This window comes from Allopontixanthobacter sediminis, from assembly GCF_009828115.1.
In the GTDB taxonomy this organism is placed as follows: domain Bacteria; phylum Pseudomonadota; class Alphaproteobacteria; order Sphingomonadales; family Sphingomonadaceae; genus Allopontixanthobacter; species Allopontixanthobacter sediminis.
This window is the reverse complement of the sequence record NZ_WTYL01000001.1, coordinates 180,205-196,672: the sequence shown is the minus strand read 5'-3', so window position 1 is coordinate 196,672 and position 16,468 is coordinate 180,205. Positions and strand designations below refer to the sequence as shown.

Below are 16,468 nucleotides of genomic sequence, written 5' to 3'. Positions count from 1 at the left end.
TTTTGTAATATAGGTGCGCCCGGTTGCGGCGCGGCCCTATACATATCACAAAAGGTCTGGCAAGAGTAAAAATGCACAAAGAACAAGAAAAAAGGGGCAGATGCAAACCTGCCCCTCTAAATCTACTTTTTTAAGCCAGTTTATTAGTTGGCTTTAGTTCAACAACGTTATCTTTACCCGCCAGAAAGTCACCCCAAGCTTTCATTAATCCAATTCGTTTATCAAAGTATTTAGTTCTAAGGTAAGCCGCTTCAGTTTGATTTGGGTTCTTATGATTGAGTGCAGCTTCAGCCCATTTGTCAGGAAAGGCTGTGGCATCAGCAACCCAATCGCGGAAAGAGCTACGGCTAATACCGTGGGCAGTAGCGGGACGGTCGCCGCCCGGTTCATGCTTATAGCCAATCGCTGCATCAAGTTGCTTCGTTACGGCAACGTCAGACAGCAAGCCGCCATTAGGGCCGGGGAAAACTCTCTCACCATCGCCAGCCTTCGCCTTGGCCAGCTTCAGCACTTCTAGAGCTTCCTCATGGAGCGGGACGTTATGCGGTTCCTCATTCTTGGCCCGGTCGCTTGGGAGCCGCCAAACTGCTGCTTCAGTGTCGATTTCTGCCCACACCATCGCCCGCACTTCCGTTGAGCGCGCCGCCGTCAGTATTGAGAACCGCAAAGCCAAGGCTGAAGTCACTTCCGGCTTTGCGCGCAGGTTGGTCATGATAGCCGGGACTTCGCGCCAATCGGGCGCGGCATGGGACTTAAGCTTGCCCGCCAGCTTTGCCTTTTTATTGGGCGATATGTCGCCAAAGCTAATTTTGAGATTGCCTTGCCAGCGAGCCGGGTTGCGCCGGTCAATATCTAGGTCGTGATAGGCATAATTCAGGATAGTCTCTATCCGCATACGGACCCGGCTGAAGGTTTCAAATTTGCCAGCTTCCCACAATGGACGAATTGCGCTGTCAATGTCGTCACGCGTTATGTTCGCAGCCAGCTTTTCGCCTAATGTGGGATAAACATAATCCCGCAACGTGTTGCCCCATTGCTGGATATGCTTTTTGTTTTTCCAGCCGCCTTTAGCTTTGGCAATATACTCGCTCGCATAGTGCTTGAAGGTCTTTAGGTTTTCGTCAGTCAGACGGTGGAGTTCGCGCGGGTCGTCTCCCATCGCCAGAGCTTCACGATAGGGCGCAACCTTTTTGCGAGCCGCTGCAATGCCCAAAGCCGGATAAGAGCCAAGGCCAATTTCAATCGGCTTGCCGCGTTTGTCGGGGTCTGCCCATTTAGCTGACTTTGGTATCTTAAACCGGAACACCCAAGAGCGCCCCGAACCGCGAAGCCGCAGATAAAGATTGCCGCCGTCAGAATGAAAGCCATCGCCCTTTAGGGTAAGGGTTTTAATTCCAGTGTCAGTTAGTAGGTTTTGACCCGCCATAAAGCCGCCTTTTCCGCCAGTTTACGTTCAACCCTCACCCTTACCCTTGGGGGTAGAAAAGGGGGCAAAACCGTGGAACGCACTGGAATCTCGGTAAGGCAAAAAGTCAAGGAAATACGCCAGTTTAGGCGGAATTTGGCGGTTTTCAGGGGACGCGCTGGCGGAGAGACAGGGATTCGAACCCTGGGTACGGTTGCCCGCACAGTAGTTTTCGAGACTACCCCGTTCGACCACTCCGGCATCTCTCCGCGGCGCATTCGGGAACTGGCCGGTCGGGCCTGCCCCCAAGTCTATTCGGGAGCGCGCCGGTTAGCGGAAGGTCGGCAGCTTGCCAAGCCCTTAGTCGCGCGGGCAACTATCAATCGCGTCGCCAGCCGGTAGCGCCCCATCGCAAGTGGCTTGTTTCGCATGTGCGAAAGCCTATATTCGTAACCAATGGCACGTACGCAGTTCTTTTCCGCCGCCGCTGGCCGCACTATCGATGTCCCCCAGCGCGCAGTTGCCCGTTTTGGCATCGGCGATGTTGTACGCCACCGGATGTTCGATTTCCGGGGTGTCATCTTCGATATCGACCCGGTGTTCGCAAACAGCGAGGAATGGTACGAATCCATTCCCAAGCACATCCGCCCGAAGCGGGAACAGCCATACTACCACCTCCTGGCCGAAAACGAGGAATCGTCTTACGTCGCTTATGTCAGTCAGCAGAACTTGCTGGCCGATGCGGAAGGAGGGCCGGTGGATCATCCCAGCGTCGCGGAATTGTTCAGTGATTTCGAAAACGGTCGTTACCGGATGCGGCGTTCGCTGACCCATTAATTGCGGCCTGCCTTGGCTGCCCGGTTTGACGTCAATCCAATTGCAAGAATTGCGCGCTAAATTGCGTGTATGGAGCACGTTCCCGCCACCGATGCACTCGATCTCGCGCTGGCGAGGGAATTGCACCGTGCGGAGCGTATCCTGTGGCAAGGCAGGCCGCTTCGGCGCGTGCAATTAGGTCATTTTGGCATCTGGTTTTTTGCGGTACCATGGACCGCCTTCGCTGCAGCATGGATGACCTTCGCAACGGCAGGAGCGCAGGCATCCCAAGAAGGCGAGTTTGCCGTTGTCAGCTGGGTATTTCCTCTTTTCGGAGTGCCCTTCGTACTGGTCGGCCTTGGGCTTATGGCTATCCCGCTGTGGCCGCTTTACGCGGCGCGGCGTACGATCTTCGCCGTTACCGACAGCCGCATGATCCGCCTGCGACTGGGCCGGACATTGAATTCCGAGACGGTGGCCGCCGAACGCGTTGGCACGATCAATCGCGTCGAAAAGAGCGATGGCAGCGGAACCCTCAAGATCGCCACCGGCGTAGGCCGCGACAGCGACGGCGACCCCAAGATCGAAACCTTCAGCATCGGCGAAGTCAGCAATGTGATGGAAGCGGAACAGGCCGTGCGAAAAATGATCGAACGCGCATCCCGACCGGCAGCCGGCTGAAGTCTCAGTCCTTCAGTTTCCAACCGGAGCGAAGGACTTTGTAGCACACAATCGCCAGCACAACGTTCAGCACACCCAGGCCGATAGCCGCACCCAGTACCGCGGTGTTGGTGTCGCCGATATCGCTCTGGCCGAGAAATCCGAAGCGGAAACCGGAGATTACGTAGAAGAACGGGTTGAAGCGGCTGATAGTCTGGAACAGCGGGGAAAGATTGTCGATCACGTAAAACGTGCCTGAAAGCAGCGACAGCGGCGCGATGACGAAATTGGTGACCGCCGCGTTGTGGTCGAATTTCTCCGCCCAGATAGACGCGAGCAGGCCCATCAACGCAAGCATCGCCGCGCCCATCAAGCCGAACCACGCGACCGCCCACGGGTGCGCCATCGCCAGCGACACGCCCGGCCACAGCGACATCGCCAGACCGACAGCCAAACCTACCAAAATAGCCCGGGTGACTGCGGCCATGACGATACCGGCCATGAGTTCGCCTTCCGACAGCGGCGGCATCAGGATGTCGATGATCGTGCCCTGGATCTTGCCCGCGAGCAGCGAGAAGCTGGAATTGGCGAAGGCGTTCTGCATCATGCCCATCACGATCAGGCCCGGCGCAACGAAGGTGGCGAAGGGAACGCCGAGCACTTCACGTCCCGGTCTGCCCCCCGCGCCGCCCAGTGCAACGGTGAATATCACCAGAAACAGCAAGGTTGTAACGGCCGGAGCCCAAATCGTCTGCGTCTGCACCTTGAGAAATCGCCGAACCTCCTTAATATAGAGACTCCACAACCCGATGCGATTGATGCCGTGAATGATCGGCACGCCGCGCGGGCTGAACCGGTTACTACCGTCAGTGAAGCTTCCGGAACCGCGTGCGTCGCTTCCGGTCTTTTCAGTGTTTTGTTGGGTGCGGGCTTGATCGGCCATGACGGCGCGCCTAGTGCGAACAGGTTGTGCTGGCAAGTCCGGCGAACGCTGTTTTATTATTGGAACGTTTTGAATGAGCTGGACTGACGAGCGGATTGGTACCCTGAAGAAGATGTGGGAAGGCGGATCGACCGCCAGCCAGATCGCCGAGGAACTGGGCGGCGTGAGCCGGAACGCCGTGATTGGCAAGGCGCATCGCCTTGGCCTGAAGTCGCGTCCGTCCCCGGTCAAGGCCAATGACAAGAAGGCCGATCCGAAGACCCCTGCCCCCAAGCCCGCTGCGAAGAAGGCGGCCCCGAAACCGGCCGCCCGGCCCGCACCGGTACGTCCGCAGGCCGCCAAGCATCCGCCGCGTCCGGTCCCGCCGGTAGCTTCGCATGCCACGCCGGAAGGCAAGGACATCCCGTCGCAGCCGATGCCGAACCCGTCGAACAACCTGCCGAAAATAGTTTCGGTCGGCCCCGGCGGCTTCCTGCGGCAGGGTCCGGGTGACCAGCAGCCACCAATTCCCCCCGCTCCGCCGCGCCGGCTCGTTCCGGCCAAGCCAAGCCCCTCAATCGCCGGCAAGACCACGTTGCTCGACCTGAACGACAAGGTCTGCCGGTGGCCGATGGGTCATCCCGGAGAGCCCGATTTTCACTTCTGCGGACAGGACGTGAACCCCGGTTTCCCTTATTGCGTCGAGCATTGCGGACGGGCGTTCCAGGCACAGCTGCCCCGCGGTTCACGGCGCCCGCCCCCACCCTTGCCGTTTGGCGGCCCGCGGGTCCGCTAATCCGGGTTCATGAAATACGTTTAGCGGCCCGCCAATTGGCGGGCCGTTTTCGTTTGGCCGCGCGGTTTGGCGTTTTCGCGTCCGTCTTGCCCTTGCTTGCAATGCAAGTCTGCCGCATCGACACGGGATGACCCTGCCCGCACGGCTCCTCGCGATTCTGGCGCTTTTACTCGCGGCATGCAGCGACAACCAAGCTGCGCCGACCGGTCCGGTGATCCTCGGGCCGTCCAGCTTGCAGGAAGCGCTGGGGGAGGTCGCGGATGGCTGGGCAGCGAAGGGGCACAGCCGCCCGCAGCTGTCGTTCGCTGGGTCCCCCGCGACCGCACGGCAGGTCTCGGCTGGTGCTCCGGCGGATGTGATACTGCTCGCGGACGAGCTATGGATGGACCGGTTGGAAATCGAAAACCTGCTTGCTGCCGGCACCCGGCGCGCGCTGCTGGGCAATACGCTGGTGTTGGTCGCTCCCGCGGGATCAAACACCGGGGTAGCGGACGATCTCGCGAACCTGCCCGCCCTGTTGGGCAACGACCGGCTCGCTATGGCAGACCCGGATACGGTTCCAGCCGGCCGGTATGGCCGTATGGCGCTGGAATCGATGGGGCTGTGGGACAAATTGGCCCGGAAAGTCGCCCCAGCGGAGAATGTCCGCGCCGCACTCGCGCTGGTGGAAGCCGGGGAGGCCCCGTTTGGTGTGGTCTATTCGACCGATCTGGCAGCGTCGGACAAGGTCCGGATGGCGGCCGCAATCCCCGAGGGAAGCCAGCCGCCGATCCGCTATCCCGTGGCCATGCTCGCCAGTTCGTCCCACCCCGACGCGTCTGGTTTCCTGGCGTTCATCGCGTCAGCGGAAGCGGAAGTCATCTTTGCCCGCTACGGTTTCACGAGGCTGGCGGAGCGATGATCACGGCCGCCGAGTGGGCGATAATCCAGCTTTCGCTCAAGGTCAGCCTCGTCGCGGTTCTCGGCACCCTGCCGGTTGCCTATGCCTTGGCATGGCTGCTCGCCCGCCGGCAATTTCCCGGCCGCAGCCTGCTGGACGCGCTGGTGCACCTGCCGCTGGTCGTTCCGCCAGTGGTCACCGGCTGGCTGCTCCTTATCCTGCTAGGGCGCAGGGGACCGATCGGTGCCATGCTCGAAGAATATCTGGGCGTCACCCTGGTATTCCAGTGGACCGGTGCGGCAGTGGCTGCAGCGGTCATGGCGTTACCGCTAATGGTTCGTGCCATGCGCCTGTCGATCGACGCGGTCGACCGGCGGCTGGTCGCAGCGGCGCGAACGCTTGGTGCCAGCCGGTGGTACGCCTTCCGGACCATCACCCTGCCCCTGACGCTGCCCGGGATAATGGCTGGCGCCGTCCTTGGCTTCACCCGATCATTGGGCGAATTCGGCGCTACGATAACCTTTGCCGCGAATATACCCGGCGAAACGCGCACCCTGCCGCTGGCAATCTATACCGGACTGCAAGTGCCGGGCGGCGAAGGAGCCGTCACCCGGTTGGCAATCATCTCCATCCTGTTGTCGCTGGCCGCGCTGCTGGTCAGCGAATGGCTTATCAGGCGCAGCACCAATGGGCGTAGCCATGTCGTTTGAGATTGTACTGAACCACACGGTCGGCGATTGCCGCCTGTCGGTGGATTTTGCCAGTCAGGTCCCTCGCATCGCGGTCACCGGCCCTTCCGGAGTGGGCAAGACGACATTGCTCAATTGTATTGCCGGCCTGATCACGCCGGAAACCGGCAAGATCGTGATCGGCGGCCGTGTGCTGTTCGACAGCACAGAGCGCATCTCCATCCGGGTCGAACAGCGGGGCGCGGGATACGTGTTCCAGGATGCGCGGCTGTTCAATCATCTTCGGGTGGCGGCCAATTTGGCCTATGGCGAACGACTGCGCCAGGCCGGTCACTCGGGCGTCGACCGCGAGCGGATCATCGAGACTCTCGGCATCGGCAGCCTGCTGGACCGTTGGCCCGCCAGCCTGTCGGGCGGCGAAATCCGCCGGGTAGCAATTGCCCGCGCGGTGTTTGCCCATCCGCGTTTCCTGCTACTGGACGAGCCGCTCTCGTCGCTCGATCAGGAACGCGCGGCGGAAATCCTGACCATGATCGAACATCTCGGCACCGCGATCGGCATTCCCATGATCTATGTCAGCCACCAGCCGGAAGAAACGGCGCGGCTTACCGATACCATCCTGCAACTCGCCCCTCGTTAGAAAAGCGCGCTTGCCCCGGCACATGCCCCGCCGCTAGGAGATGGGGCAAGAAACCCAGCAAGGACACTCCATGGCGCTTTCACTCCATTCTGCCCTCATCCCCAGCATGCTGCAGATCATCGGATCGGTGCACAAACTGGTCGACAAGGCAGAGGCGCATTGTGACGAAAACTCCATTCCGCATGGCGAAATCATCGGTTCACGGCTGGTGGATAACATGCTGCCTTTCGCTTATCAGGTGAAAAGCTGCTGGTCCCATTCGTCACAGGCCATCGCCGGTGTTCGCGAAGGCGTGTTCATGCCGGACATGAGCCCCTTCCCCGACAGTTTCGACGGCTTGCGGGATACGCTGAGAAAAGCTTCAGGCGAACTGGAAGCGGTTTCGGAAGCGGAACTCGAACAACTCGCCGACAAGGACATGAGGTTTGAGATTCCCGGCAAGTATCGGATCGATTTCTCCGGGCAGGATTTTCTGCTCAGCTTTGCTCAACCGAATTTCTACTTTCACTCCAGCACGGCCTACGACATCCTGCGTATGAAGGGCCTGCCGCTTGGCAAGACCGACTACCTCGGCAGATTGCGCCTGAAGGGCTAGGGTAATGAAATACCGGACTTCCTCACTCGCCGCCGCGTCCGCGCTCCTGTGCATGCATCAGGCGGCCTTGGCACAGTTGCCGCCATCCGTGCGGGCGATGATCGACGCTGCCATCGCTACGGGTGATCCGAAAAAGGTGGCCACGGTGATCGAATTGGCCAAGTTGACCAATCCCGATGCCGTCGACGAAATCGACCAGATCGACAGCGAGTTTGCTTCGCTGAGGGCCGAAATCGTGGCTGCCGAACAGCGCGCGAAAGAAGACGCGATCCGGTCGGCCGGTGTGTTCGAATACTGGAGCGGCAAGGGCGAGATCGGCGCGTTTCGCGCGACGGGCAACAGCAGCTATACCGGGGCGACCGCTGGGCTGGACCTGCAAAGGACCGGAATCGACTGGCGGCACAAATTCCGTGCGCAGCTCAATTACCAGCGCACCAACGGCGTCACCAGCCGGGAACAGTACCTTGCCGCTTACGAGCCGAACTACTCTCTTTCGGATCAGATTTATCTGTATGGACTGACCCAGTATGAGAGTGACCGGTTCCAGGGGTACTCCTCACGCTATTCCTTCTCCGGTGGCGCCGGATACCGGGTGCTCGACCGGGAGGGCGCCTATCTCACGGTGAACGCCGGACCGGCCTATCGCAATACGCAGCTCCTGACCGGAGAAATCGAGAGCGAACTGGCTGCCTTGGCCGCAGTAGACCTCGATTTCAGCCTGACCGACCGGATCAAGATAACCGAAGACGCCAGCGTCTATTACCAGGCGGGGAACAGCACATATATCGCCGCGACCGGGCTGGAGGCAGGCCTGGGCAGCGGACTGGCCGCGCGGTTATCCTACAAAGTGGAACATGATAGCCACCCGCCACTAAACGCCGTCAAGACGGACACCCACAGCCGGTTTACCCTGATCTACGGATTCTGAGCGAAGCTAACGCGGAACCGCGAACCAGATCGTGTGGCGCGGACCCTTGTTGTTCGGCCGGGCACGGACTTCGCGCACTTCGACGTTGAACCCGCACGATTCGATCTTTCTGGTAAACTTGTGATCCGGCGCGGCGGACCAGATCGCCAGGACCCCGCCTTTGGTCAGGGCATGGCGCGCATAACGCAATCCTTCGCGTGAATAGAGGCGGTTGTTCGCTTCCCTAACAAGCCCGTCCGGCCCGTTGTCGACATCCAGCAGGATCGCGTCGACCGGCTCGCCGCCTTCGGCAATCTGTTCGATCGCATCCCCGACATCGCCCATGCGCAAGGTCACACGGGGATCGGACAGGCAATCGCCGGTCATTTCCGCCATCGGACCATGCGCCCATTCGATGATCTGCGGTACCAGTTCGACCACGGTCGCGTGGCCCTTCACCCCGATCCGCTGCAGCGCGGCGCGCAACGTGAAACCCATCCCGTAACCGCCGATCAGGATGTGCGGCGCAGAATTGGTCAGCCGGTCGATGGTAAGGTCGGCCAGCTGTTCCTCCGAAAACTGCATCCGGGTGCTCATCAGTTCGTTACGGCCAAGCCCGATGATGAAATCGCGCCCATGGCTGTAAAGACTGAGCTCCTCGCCGCCGGGAACCTGCGCCGTGCCGATTAATTCGCGGGGGATCATTTGGCTTTCGCCCTCATGCCGGCCGCCGCAATACCGGCTTCGCCGCACGCGATGTCATCGCCGGTTTCCGCTCCGGAGGTCCCGACGCCGCCAAGGGGCGAGCCGTCTTCGGCAAAGAATGGAACTCCGCCGCCCCAGGTCGACATGCCAGGCGCGGGGCCGCCCCAGTTTGCGGTGTTCGCAGAGGCTTCTTGAAAAGTGGCCGCCGATTTCCCCTTCCACTGCGCAATCTCGACAATCGCCGCCGGCACGCCGTCCATCTTCGCAAAGGTTATCAGCGTCCCGTCGGAATTGAAGATCGCGGTTGCCACGTGAAGGTTCCGTTCGGCAGCCCATGCGATGCAGCCATCGCGGATTTTTGCTGCGGTTACGTAATCGAGCGCGGGTTTGAGCGTTTGCGCCTGCGCTGGGTACAGCGCAAGCAACGCTGTCGCTCCAACTGCGGTAACAATTCTCATCGGCGCTCTCCCCTGAATTTCAATTTCGCCCAGTCCCACGTCCCGCCAGAAATGGGAAGAGAGAAGCGAGGCCTTTCAACGCGCGGCGGGTCAAACAATCTCGTCTTCATCGAACAGCGGGTCGGACAGCGCCGCCTCTTCGATCGCGTTCAGGCGCCGGTGAGCCGTGCCGGGAACTTCCACTTCCGCCACATGGATCAGGGCGTCGCCCTGGTTGACCACCGGCAAATTGCTACGCCCGATGATGAGCCCGCCAATCGGCGTGCGAACCTCAATGTCACGGTCGCCAAACGGATCGGACAGATAGCCGAGGATTTCCTCGTCCACCGCGAACGACCCAACTTGCTTCACCGCCCGGAAAATTCCGCCTTCCGGCGCGCGCAGCCACATGGTTCGCTTGCTCTGGATCGACCGGGCGGCCGCTTGGCGCGGTTCCGGCATGCCCATCCCCATTTGCGACATCACGCGCAGGATTCCGCTAACCCCGACGCGGATGCCGAACTCATCGAAGCGCAGCGCCTCCCCCGCTTCGAGCAGCAAAACATCGCACCCGAGGTTGGCGGCGGTTTCCCGCAGCGACCCCTCGCGTAATCGCGACACGATCACGGCCGGGGCTCCGAAAATCTGCGCCATTCTTTCGGCCTCGGGACGGCCTTCGCTGATGCGTATCTGCGGTAAGTTGACCCGGTGCATCCCGGCGGAGTGAACGTCGATACCGAAATCACTGCGGGCGATGATTTCCCGGGTGAAGCGGTCCGCCAACTGCGCCGCCAGTGAACCAGAAGTGGAGCCAGGAAAGCACCGGTTGAGGTCCCGTCGGTCGGGCAAGTAGCGCTGGTGAGCGACAAATCCGTAGGCATTCACGATCGGGATGCACAACAAAGTGCCCGCCAACCGCTTCGGATTGACCGCTTTGAGCAACCGCCGGATGATCTCGACACCCATGATCTCGTCGCCGTGGACACTGCCGCTGACAAACAGGACCGGCCCGGGCCGGCGGCCATGCAGGACGCGCACACGCAGCCCGACATCCGTATCCGTCGATAACCGGCTGACGGGAATATCGATTGTCTCGCTCGTTCCCGGCGCGATGCGGTTACCGGCAAGTTCGAAATGCGCAACGGCGACGCCTCTGGCCACTTCTGCCCCCTTTAGATTACGCGTTGGCACCCCAGTCGATTTGCTGAGGTCGATTGTCTGCACGGCAGCAACGCAAAAGAAAAGGGCCGCGATTTCCCGCGGCCCTTTCCAAATGCATTATCGAGGACGATCAATCGTCCTTGAGGAAGTCCGGCATGTGATCCGGGCTGCTACCTTCGCTCGATGGAGCGCGGTCGCCGTCCGAACGGTTTCCGCCGCCACGTGGGCCGCGATCCCGGCCACCATCGCGGCCGCTGTCACGACCGCCGCCGCCACCACGACGTGGGCCGCGATCGCCGCGGGGTCCGCGGTCACCGCCGCCACCTTCACGCTTTTCGCGCGGAGGACGGGTGTCTTCCAGTTCTTCGCCGGTTTCCTGGTCAACGACCCGCATCGACAGGCGAACCTTGCCGCGCTGGTCGATCTCGAGGACCTTGACCTTTACTTCCTGTCCTTCGGACACGACGTCGGTCGGCTTTTCGACCCGCTCGTTCCTCATTTCGGACACGTGGACGAGACCGTCCTTGCCGCCCATGAAGTTCACGAAAGCGCCGAAATCGACAATGTTGACGACCTTGCCGTCATAGACCTTGCCGACTTCCGCTTCTTCCACGATGCCGGAAATCCATTTCCGCGCCGCTTCGATCTGGCTGAGATCGGACGAGGAAATCTTGATCAGGCCTTCATCGTCGATGTCGACCTTGGCGCCGGTTTCCGCAACGATTTCGCGGATAACCTTGCCGCCGGTACCGATGATGTCGCGGATCTTCGACTTGTCGATCTGCATCGTTTCGATACGCGGAGCGTGGGCCGAAAGTTCGGTCCGTGCGCCGGTCAGTGCCTTCGCCATCTCGCCCAGGATATGCGCGCGGCCAGCCTTGGCCTGCGCCAGTGCCTGGGTCATGATTTCCTGGGTAATCCCGGCAACCTTGATGTCCATCTGCATGGTGGTGATACCTTCTTCGGTACCGGCCACCTTGAAGTCCATGTCGCCGAGGTGATCTTCGTCACCCAGGATGTCGGACAGCACGGTGAAGTCGTCACCTTCGAGGATCAGGCCCATCGCGATACCCGAAACCGGGCGCGTGACGGGAACACCGGCATCCATCATCGACAGACAGCCGCCGCAAATCGTCGCCATCGACGACGAGCCGTTGCTTTCCGTAATGTCTGACAGGACGCGGATGGTGTACGGGAAATCTTCCTTGGACGGCAGCACCGCACGCAAGGCGCGCCATGCCAGCTTGCCGTGGCCGATATCGCGGCGGCTCGGTGCGCCGAAACGGCCCACTTCGCCAACCGAATACGGCGGGAAGTTGTAGTGCAGCATGAAGTTCGAATAGGTCAGGCCTTCCAGACCGTCGATCATCTGCTCGCTGTCCTTGGTGCCCAGCGTGGTAGTGCAGATTGCCTGCGTTTCACCGCGGGTGAACAGCGAAGAACCATGTGCGCGGGGCAGGAAGCCGACGATCGCTTCGATCTGGCGGACTTCGTCGGTCTTGCGGCCATCGATGCGCGTGCCGTCCTTGAGGATTGCGCCGCGAACGATTTCGGCTTCCAGCTTCTTGACAGCCTTGCCGGCTGCCATCTGGGTCTGACCGTCTGCATCGGCGAAGGCTTCCTTGGCCTTGGCGCGGACTGCATTCAGGGCATCCGAACGCTGCGACTTGTCGGTCAGCTTGTAAGCTGCGGCAATATCGCCGCCGACCACACCGGCCAGCTTGTCCTTGATCGCCGAATTGTCCGAAACAGCAACTTCCCAAGGTTCCTTGGCAGCCTGTTCGGCCAAGTCGATGATCAGGTTCACGACCTTCTTGATCTCGTCATGCGCGAACATGACGCCGCCGAGCATGATTTCTTCGGACAGTTCCTTCGCTTCGGATTCGACCATCATCACGGCGTTGCCGGTGGCAGCCACGATCAGGTCGAGCGCGCCGGCAGCCGCTTCGCTCTGCGCGGGATTGAGCGTGTATTCGCCATCAACATAACCGATGCGTGCCGCACCGATCGGGCCCATGAACGGGACGCCGGAAATGGTCAGTGCAGCAGACGCTGCGATCATCGCGACGATATCCGGCTCGGTCTCGCCGTCATACGACAGGACCTGGGCGATCACGTTGATTTCGTTATAGAAACCTTCGGGAAACAGCGGGCGAACCGGACGGTCGATCAGGCGGCTGGTCAGCGTTTCCTTTTCGGTCGCGCCGCGCTCACGCTTGAAGAAGCCACCGGGGATGCGGCCTGCGGAGGAGAATTTTTCCTGGTAGTGGACGGTCAGCGGGAAAAAATCCTGGCCTTCCTTCACACTTTTGGCGGCGGTCACGGCGCACAGCACCACGGTTTCGCCATAGGTTGCCAGCACGGCGCCATCGGCTTGACGGGCAATGCGGCCGGTTTCGAGGGTGAGGGTTTTGCCGCCCCATTCCATCGATACGGTTTTTGTGTCGAACATGTATTTTCCTTCTGAACCCGCGAGCCATATTGCCGCGCGGGGCCTTCTTGTTTCCGGGGATACCGGCCCGGACCGGTGTGGGGCTGTTTGCGCCCCATAGGCTTTCTGCCGAATTGCAGAGGGTGCCCGTTACTTTGCAGCGCTATCGCGGAAGCCGGAAATGGCCGCCAGTTTTTCGTGCGATATTGCCAATATGCAAGGGGCGGTTCCTTGCCGGAACCGCCCCCTGAAACTCTTACTTACGTAGACCCAGTTTCTGGATCAGGGCGTTGTAGCGCTCAACATTGATCTTTTTCAGATATGCCAGCAGGCTGCGACGCTTGTTGACCATCATCAGCAAACCACGGCGGGAATGGTTATCTTTGTGGTTCGCCTTGAAATGCTCGGTCAGGTTGCGGATGCGTTCGGTCAGGATCGCGACCTGGACTTCCGGAGAACCGGTATCGCCCGTGGTCTGTGCGTTGTCCTTGATAATTTCTTGTTTGCGTTCTGCAGATACAGTCATTCAGTTCACTCCGCGACATCGGGAAAGTTGAAACCCCTGACGACTTTCGCCGTCCCGCCGGAAATCTCCATCAGCGCCACTGGCACATTGTTGTGCTTGGCAAGATAGAGCCCGTCGGATTGGGGCAGCCCGGTGAGGACGCGGCCCTGGCGGACCGCTTCTGCCGTGTCGGGCCCGAGGGTAAGAGCCGGGATGTCGTCCAGCCCTGCCTCCAGCGGCAGAATTACGTCTTCAAGTCGCGCGCCCTTACCGATTTCATTCAATCTGTCCAGTGAAATCGCCTGCGTTTCATCAAACGGACCGGCCTTGGTGCGGCGCAAATAGGTCACATGGCCGACGGTCCCGAGCGCATGGGCAATGTCGCGCGCCAGGGACCGTATATAGGTACCCTTGCTGACATGCGCTACCAGTGTCACGGCATCGGCCATCTCGAGGGGGCTGGTGGGGTTGTAGGGATCCGGCCGACCAGCGGTCAGCGAAAAGGTGGAATCGGGTAATTCAGCGGGTTCATAAGTCGAAACCGGCCGGAGCGAATAGATCGTCACCGCCCGCGTCTTCAGTTCCACCTCCTCCCCTGCCCGAGCAAGATCATAGGCGCGCTTCCCGTCCACCTTCAGGGCGGAATAGGCTGGCGGAACCTGCTCGATTTCTCCGGTGAAGTGTTCGAGGATCGCCGCCACCGCCGCCATCGGGGGGCGGCGGTCGCTGGTCCTCACCACTGCGCCTTCGGCATCGAAAGTATCGGTTTCCTCGCCGAACTGCAGCGTAAATTCGTAGGTTTTGCTCGCGTCAAGCATCCGACCGGCCAGCTTCGTCGCTTCGCCCAAGGCGATCGGCAGCACGCCTTCGGCCAACGGATCGAGCGTGCCGCCATGGCCGACCTTGACCTTGCCATAGCCGCCACTGCGCAAGTTGCGCTTCACCGCCGCGACCGCCTGTGTCGAACCAAGCCCGCGGGGCTTGTCGAGGATTATCCAGCCATGCGCCACCATCAGGCCCCCGAAACCGTGTCTGCCAAGCCGAGATATTTACCCAGCATCCAGTTCACCGGCGGCCCGATGGTGTTTTCGAGCACACCCAGCCCCGGTGCGAACCAGGTCAGCGCAATGAGGCCGAAGAACAGCAGCATCCCGAACGGGCGCAGCTTCTCGTAATGATGCACCCAGCGTCGCGGCATCGCCCCTTCGACGATGTGCGAACCGTCGAATGGCGGGATCGGCAGCAGGTTGAACATCCCGATGAAAACGTTGATCAGCAGGAAATAGAACAGCCCGGTGACCAGCGGCAGGACATCGCCCGCAGGTCCGACGATGGTCGACATACCGGTTTCGCCAAAGGAAATCTGGGCGCCAAGCGGAGCAGCAAGGCCGAACGCGACCGCCGCAACGGCCGCCAGCACGAAGTTCGTCCCCGGCCCCGCCGCCGCGACCGCCATCATGCCGAACCGTGGGTTGGACAGCCGCCGCTGCATCACCGGTACGGGTTTCGCCCAGCCGAATATCGGGCCACCGACCAGCGCGAGAAAGCCCGGCACGAGCAAGGTACCCACCGGATCGACATGGCGCAGCGGATTGAGCGTGAGCCGACCCCGTTCCTGCGCGGTCGGATCGCCCAGTGCCAGCGCCGCCCAGCCATGCGCCACTTCATGGAATACAATTGCGATAATGAGCGCCGGGATCAGGATCGCGGCGATCAGGATGGTGTCTGTCATGGCGGGTAGATAGGGGGCGCGATGCCAGTCAGCCAGCCCAATCGTCGCGCAGCAGGCCGAATATCGCCGTATCGCGGACATATCCCGTCCAGGTGACGCGGTTCCGACGAAGCGTGCCTTCGTGCACTGCCCCGAGTTTCGAAACTGCGGCCATCGAACGGAGGTTGCGGGTATCAACCCGAAACTCGATCCGGGTGAAGCCCTTTGCAAAGGCGTGTTCGATCATCAGGGTTTTCATTTGTCGATTGAAGCCGGTGCCGCGGACCGAGGGGGAAATGTAGGTGCCGCCAATTTCGACTACGCCCGATGCATCGGGATTGATGTAGTTAGTCATGCCCACCAGACGGTCGTGCGCAAGGTCGATCACCGCAAAGCGGACCCAACTGATGGTGCTATGGAAGTCCGCAATTGCCTGATCGAACCCGTCTGCCAGCATGTTAACCGGGTAGATTTGCCAGATTTCGGAATCTTCGGCGCAGGCCGCGCGCAGCGGCTCGAGATGATGCGCCTCTAGCGGCTCGAGCCGGACCGAATGGTCTTCGAGAACACCCGAAAGGTTAGCCACCAAGCGCCTCACTGAAATGTTTGCGGCACAGGGCGACATAGCGGTCGTTCCCGCCGATTTCCGTCTGCGCGCCCGCTCTCACCGCTGCGCCGCCTTGGTCGACCCGCAGGTTCATGCTGGCCTTGCGTCCGCAGTGACAAACCGCCTTCAGTTCCACCAGCGTATCGGCAATGCCAAGTAGCGCCGCGGAACCGGGGAACAATTCGCCCTGGAAATCGGTCCGCAGACCGTAGCAGATGACCGGGACTCCAGCTTCGTCCGCAAGCCGTGCCAATTGCCACACCTGTTCCTTGGTCAGGAACTGGGCCTCGTCCACCATCACGCAGGCGAGCGGTTCCACTGCGTGGGCCGCGCTTACCCGTTCGAACAGATTGGTATCCTCGGTGAACCGGTGCGCATCCGCACCAAGGCCGATCCGGCTCTCGATCGCCTGTTCATCGCTGCGATCATCCAATTTCGCGGTCCACAACATGGTCGCCATTCCGCGCTCGCGGTAATTGAAATCCGCCTGCAACAGGGTGGTTGATTTCCCGGCGTTCATCGACGCATAGTAGAAATAGAGTTTGGCCATAATCGGCAAGGCTTAGCGGGTCCGGGAGGGACTGCGAAGCTGCAAGCCGAA

19 protein-coding genes and 1 tRNA gene are annotated in these 16,468 nt (G+C 60.8%); 8 read left to right on the top strand and 12 right to left on the bottom strand.

Annotated elements, in window-relative coordinates; genetic code table 11:
* Positions 1-130: 130 nt before the first annotated feature.
* Together GRI65_RS01155 and GRI65_RS01150 are read right to left on the bottom strand one after the other, a co-directional pair.
* Positions 131-1,426 (bottom strand): tyrosine-type recombinase/integrase, encoded by a 1,296-nt coding sequence (locus GRI65_RS01155; RefSeq protein WP_160754708.1) that lies wholly within the window; start codon positions 1,424-1,426, stop codon positions 131-133.
* Positions 1,427-1,584: 158 nt separating this feature from the next.
* Positions 1,585-1,674 (bottom strand) — tRNA-Ser (locus GRI65_RS01150).
* 187 nt (positions 1,675-1,861) lie between these two features.
* Here GRI65_RS01150 and hspQ point away from each other — a divergent pair.
* Both hspQ and GRI65_RS01140 read left to right on the top strand, forming a co-directional pair.
* Positions 1,862-2,242 (top strand): heat shock protein HspQ, encoded by a 381-nt coding sequence (hspQ, locus tag GRI65_RS01145; protein ID WP_160754707.1) that lies wholly within the window; start codon positions 1,862-1,864, stop codon positions 2,240-2,242.
* A gap of 234 nt (positions 2,243-2,476) precedes the next feature.
* Positions 2,477-2,902 carry a hypothetical protein gene (locus tag GRI65_RS01140; RefSeq protein WP_160754706.1) on the top strand — a complete coding sequence of 142 codons (426 nt, stop codon included), beginning with the start codon at positions 2,477-2,479 and terminating at the stop codon, positions 2,900-2,902.
* 4 nt (positions 2,903-2,906) lie between these two features.
* Here GRI65_RS01140 and GRI65_RS01135 read toward each other — a convergent pair whose 3' ends face one another.
* Positions 2,907-3,824 (bottom strand): ABC transporter permease, encoded by a 918-nt coding sequence (locus tag GRI65_RS01135; protein WP_160754705.1) that lies wholly within the window; start codon positions 3,822-3,824, stop codon positions 2,907-2,909.
* Between the two features lie 73 nt (positions 3,825-3,897).
* Here GRI65_RS01135 and GRI65_RS01130 point away from each other — a divergent pair, with 73 nt between their 5' ends.
* The 6 genes from GRI65_RS01130 (at position 3,898) to GRI65_RS01105 (ending at position 8,331) form a co-directional block, all read left to right on the top strand.
* Entirely contained in the window at positions 3,898-4,599 is a 702-nt protein-coding gene (locus GRI65_RS01130) for a GcrA family cell cycle regulator (RefSeq protein ID WP_160754704.1), read from the top strand.
* 127 nt (positions 4,600-4,726) lie between these two features.
* Positions 4,727-5,500 (top strand): molybdate ABC transporter substrate-binding protein, encoded by a 774-nt coding sequence (modA, locus tag GRI65_RS01125; protein WP_160754703.1) that lies wholly within the window; start codon positions 4,727-4,729, stop codon positions 5,498-5,500.
* Positions 5,497-6,189 carry a molybdate ABC transporter permease subunit gene (gene modB / locus GRI65_RS01120; RefSeq protein ID WP_160754702.1) on the top strand — a complete coding sequence of 231 codons (693 nt, stop codon included), beginning with the start codon at positions 5,497-5,499 and terminating at the stop codon, positions 6,187-6,189. Before modA ends, modB begins: the two co-directional genes overlap by 4 nt.
* On the top strand, positions 6,179-6,808 hold the full coding sequence (locus GRI65_RS01115) for an ATP-binding cassette domain-containing protein (protein WP_160754701.1): 630 nt from the start codon (positions 6,179-6,181) through the stop codon (positions 6,806-6,808). The genes modB and GRI65_RS01115 overlap by 11 nt, the downstream gene beginning before the upstream one ends.
* A 70-nt stretch (positions 6,809-6,878) precedes the next feature.
* A complete protein-coding gene (locus tag GRI65_RS01110) occupies positions 6,879-7,403 on the top strand; it encodes a DUF1993 domain-containing protein (RefSeq protein ID WP_160754700.1) in 525 nt (174 codons plus the stop codon).
* A gap of 4 nt (positions 7,404-7,407) precedes the next feature.
* The gene (locus GRI65_RS01105; RefSeq protein ID WP_160754699.1) at positions 7,408-8,331 is read left to right on the top strand and encodes a DUF481 domain-containing protein; all 924 of its coding nucleotides are present in this window, start codon (positions 7,408-7,410) and stop codon (positions 8,329-8,331) included.
* 6 nt (positions 8,332-8,337) lie between these two features.
* Here GRI65_RS01105 and GRI65_RS01100 read toward each other — a convergent pair whose 3' ends face one another.
* From GRI65_RS01100 to GRI65_RS01060, 9 genes are all read right to left on the bottom strand, one after another.
* Positions 8,338-9,015 (bottom strand): spermidine synthase family protein, encoded by a 678-nt coding sequence (locus tag GRI65_RS01100; RefSeq protein ID WP_160754698.1) that lies wholly within the window; start codon positions 9,013-9,015, stop codon positions 8,338-8,340.
* Positions 9,012-9,473: a GlcG/HbpS family heme-binding protein gene (locus GRI65_RS01095; RefSeq protein WP_160754697.1), complete on the bottom strand. Its 462-nt coding sequence runs from the start codon at positions 9,471-9,473 to the stop codon at positions 9,012-9,014. The genes GRI65_RS01100 and GRI65_RS01095 overlap by 4 nt, the downstream gene beginning before the upstream one ends.
* 90 nt (positions 9,474-9,563) lie before the next feature.
* Positions 9,564-10,613, bottom strand: a complete 1,050-nt coding sequence (locus tag GRI65_RS01090; RefSeq protein WP_160754696.1) for a succinylglutamate desuccinylase/aspartoacylase family protein — start codon at positions 10,611-10,613, stop codon at positions 9,564-9,566.
* A 130-nt stretch (positions 10,614-10,743) separates the two neighbouring features.
* Entirely contained in the window at positions 10,744-13,065 is a 2,322-nt protein-coding gene (gene pnp, locus GRI65_RS01085) for a polyribonucleotide nucleotidyltransferase (protein ID WP_160754695.1), read from the bottom strand.
* A gap of 235 nt (positions 13,066-13,300) precedes the next feature.
* Positions 13,301-13,570 (bottom strand): 30S ribosomal protein S15, encoded by a 270-nt coding sequence (gene rpsO, locus GRI65_RS01080; RefSeq protein WP_160754694.1) that lies wholly within the window; start codon positions 13,568-13,570, stop codon positions 13,301-13,303.
* A 5-nt stretch (positions 13,571-13,575) separates the two neighbouring features.
* Positions 13,576-14,562: a tRNA pseudouridine(55) synthase TruB gene (truB, locus tag GRI65_RS01075; RefSeq protein ID WP_160754693.1), complete on the bottom strand. Its 987-nt coding sequence runs from the start codon at positions 14,560-14,562 to the stop codon at positions 13,576-13,578.
* A complete protein-coding gene (locus tag GRI65_RS01070) occupies positions 14,562-15,281 on the bottom strand; it encodes a site-2 protease family protein (protein ID WP_160754692.1) in 720 nt (239 codons plus the stop codon). The genes truB and GRI65_RS01070 overlap by 1 nt, the downstream gene beginning before the upstream one ends.
* Before the next feature lie 28 nt (positions 15,282-15,309).
* Positions 15,310-15,846: a GNAT family N-acetyltransferase gene (locus GRI65_RS01065; protein WP_332872573.1), complete on the bottom strand. Its 537-nt coding sequence runs from the start codon at positions 15,844-15,846 to the stop codon at positions 15,310-15,312.
* Positions 15,839-16,417, bottom strand: coding sequence for a thymidine kinase (locus GRI65_RS01060; protein WP_160755539.1), 579 nt, complete (start codon positions 16,415-16,417; stop codon positions 15,839-15,841). The genes GRI65_RS01065 and GRI65_RS01060 overlap by 8 nt, the downstream gene beginning before the upstream one ends.
* Positions 16,418-16,468: the final 51 nt, after the last annotated feature.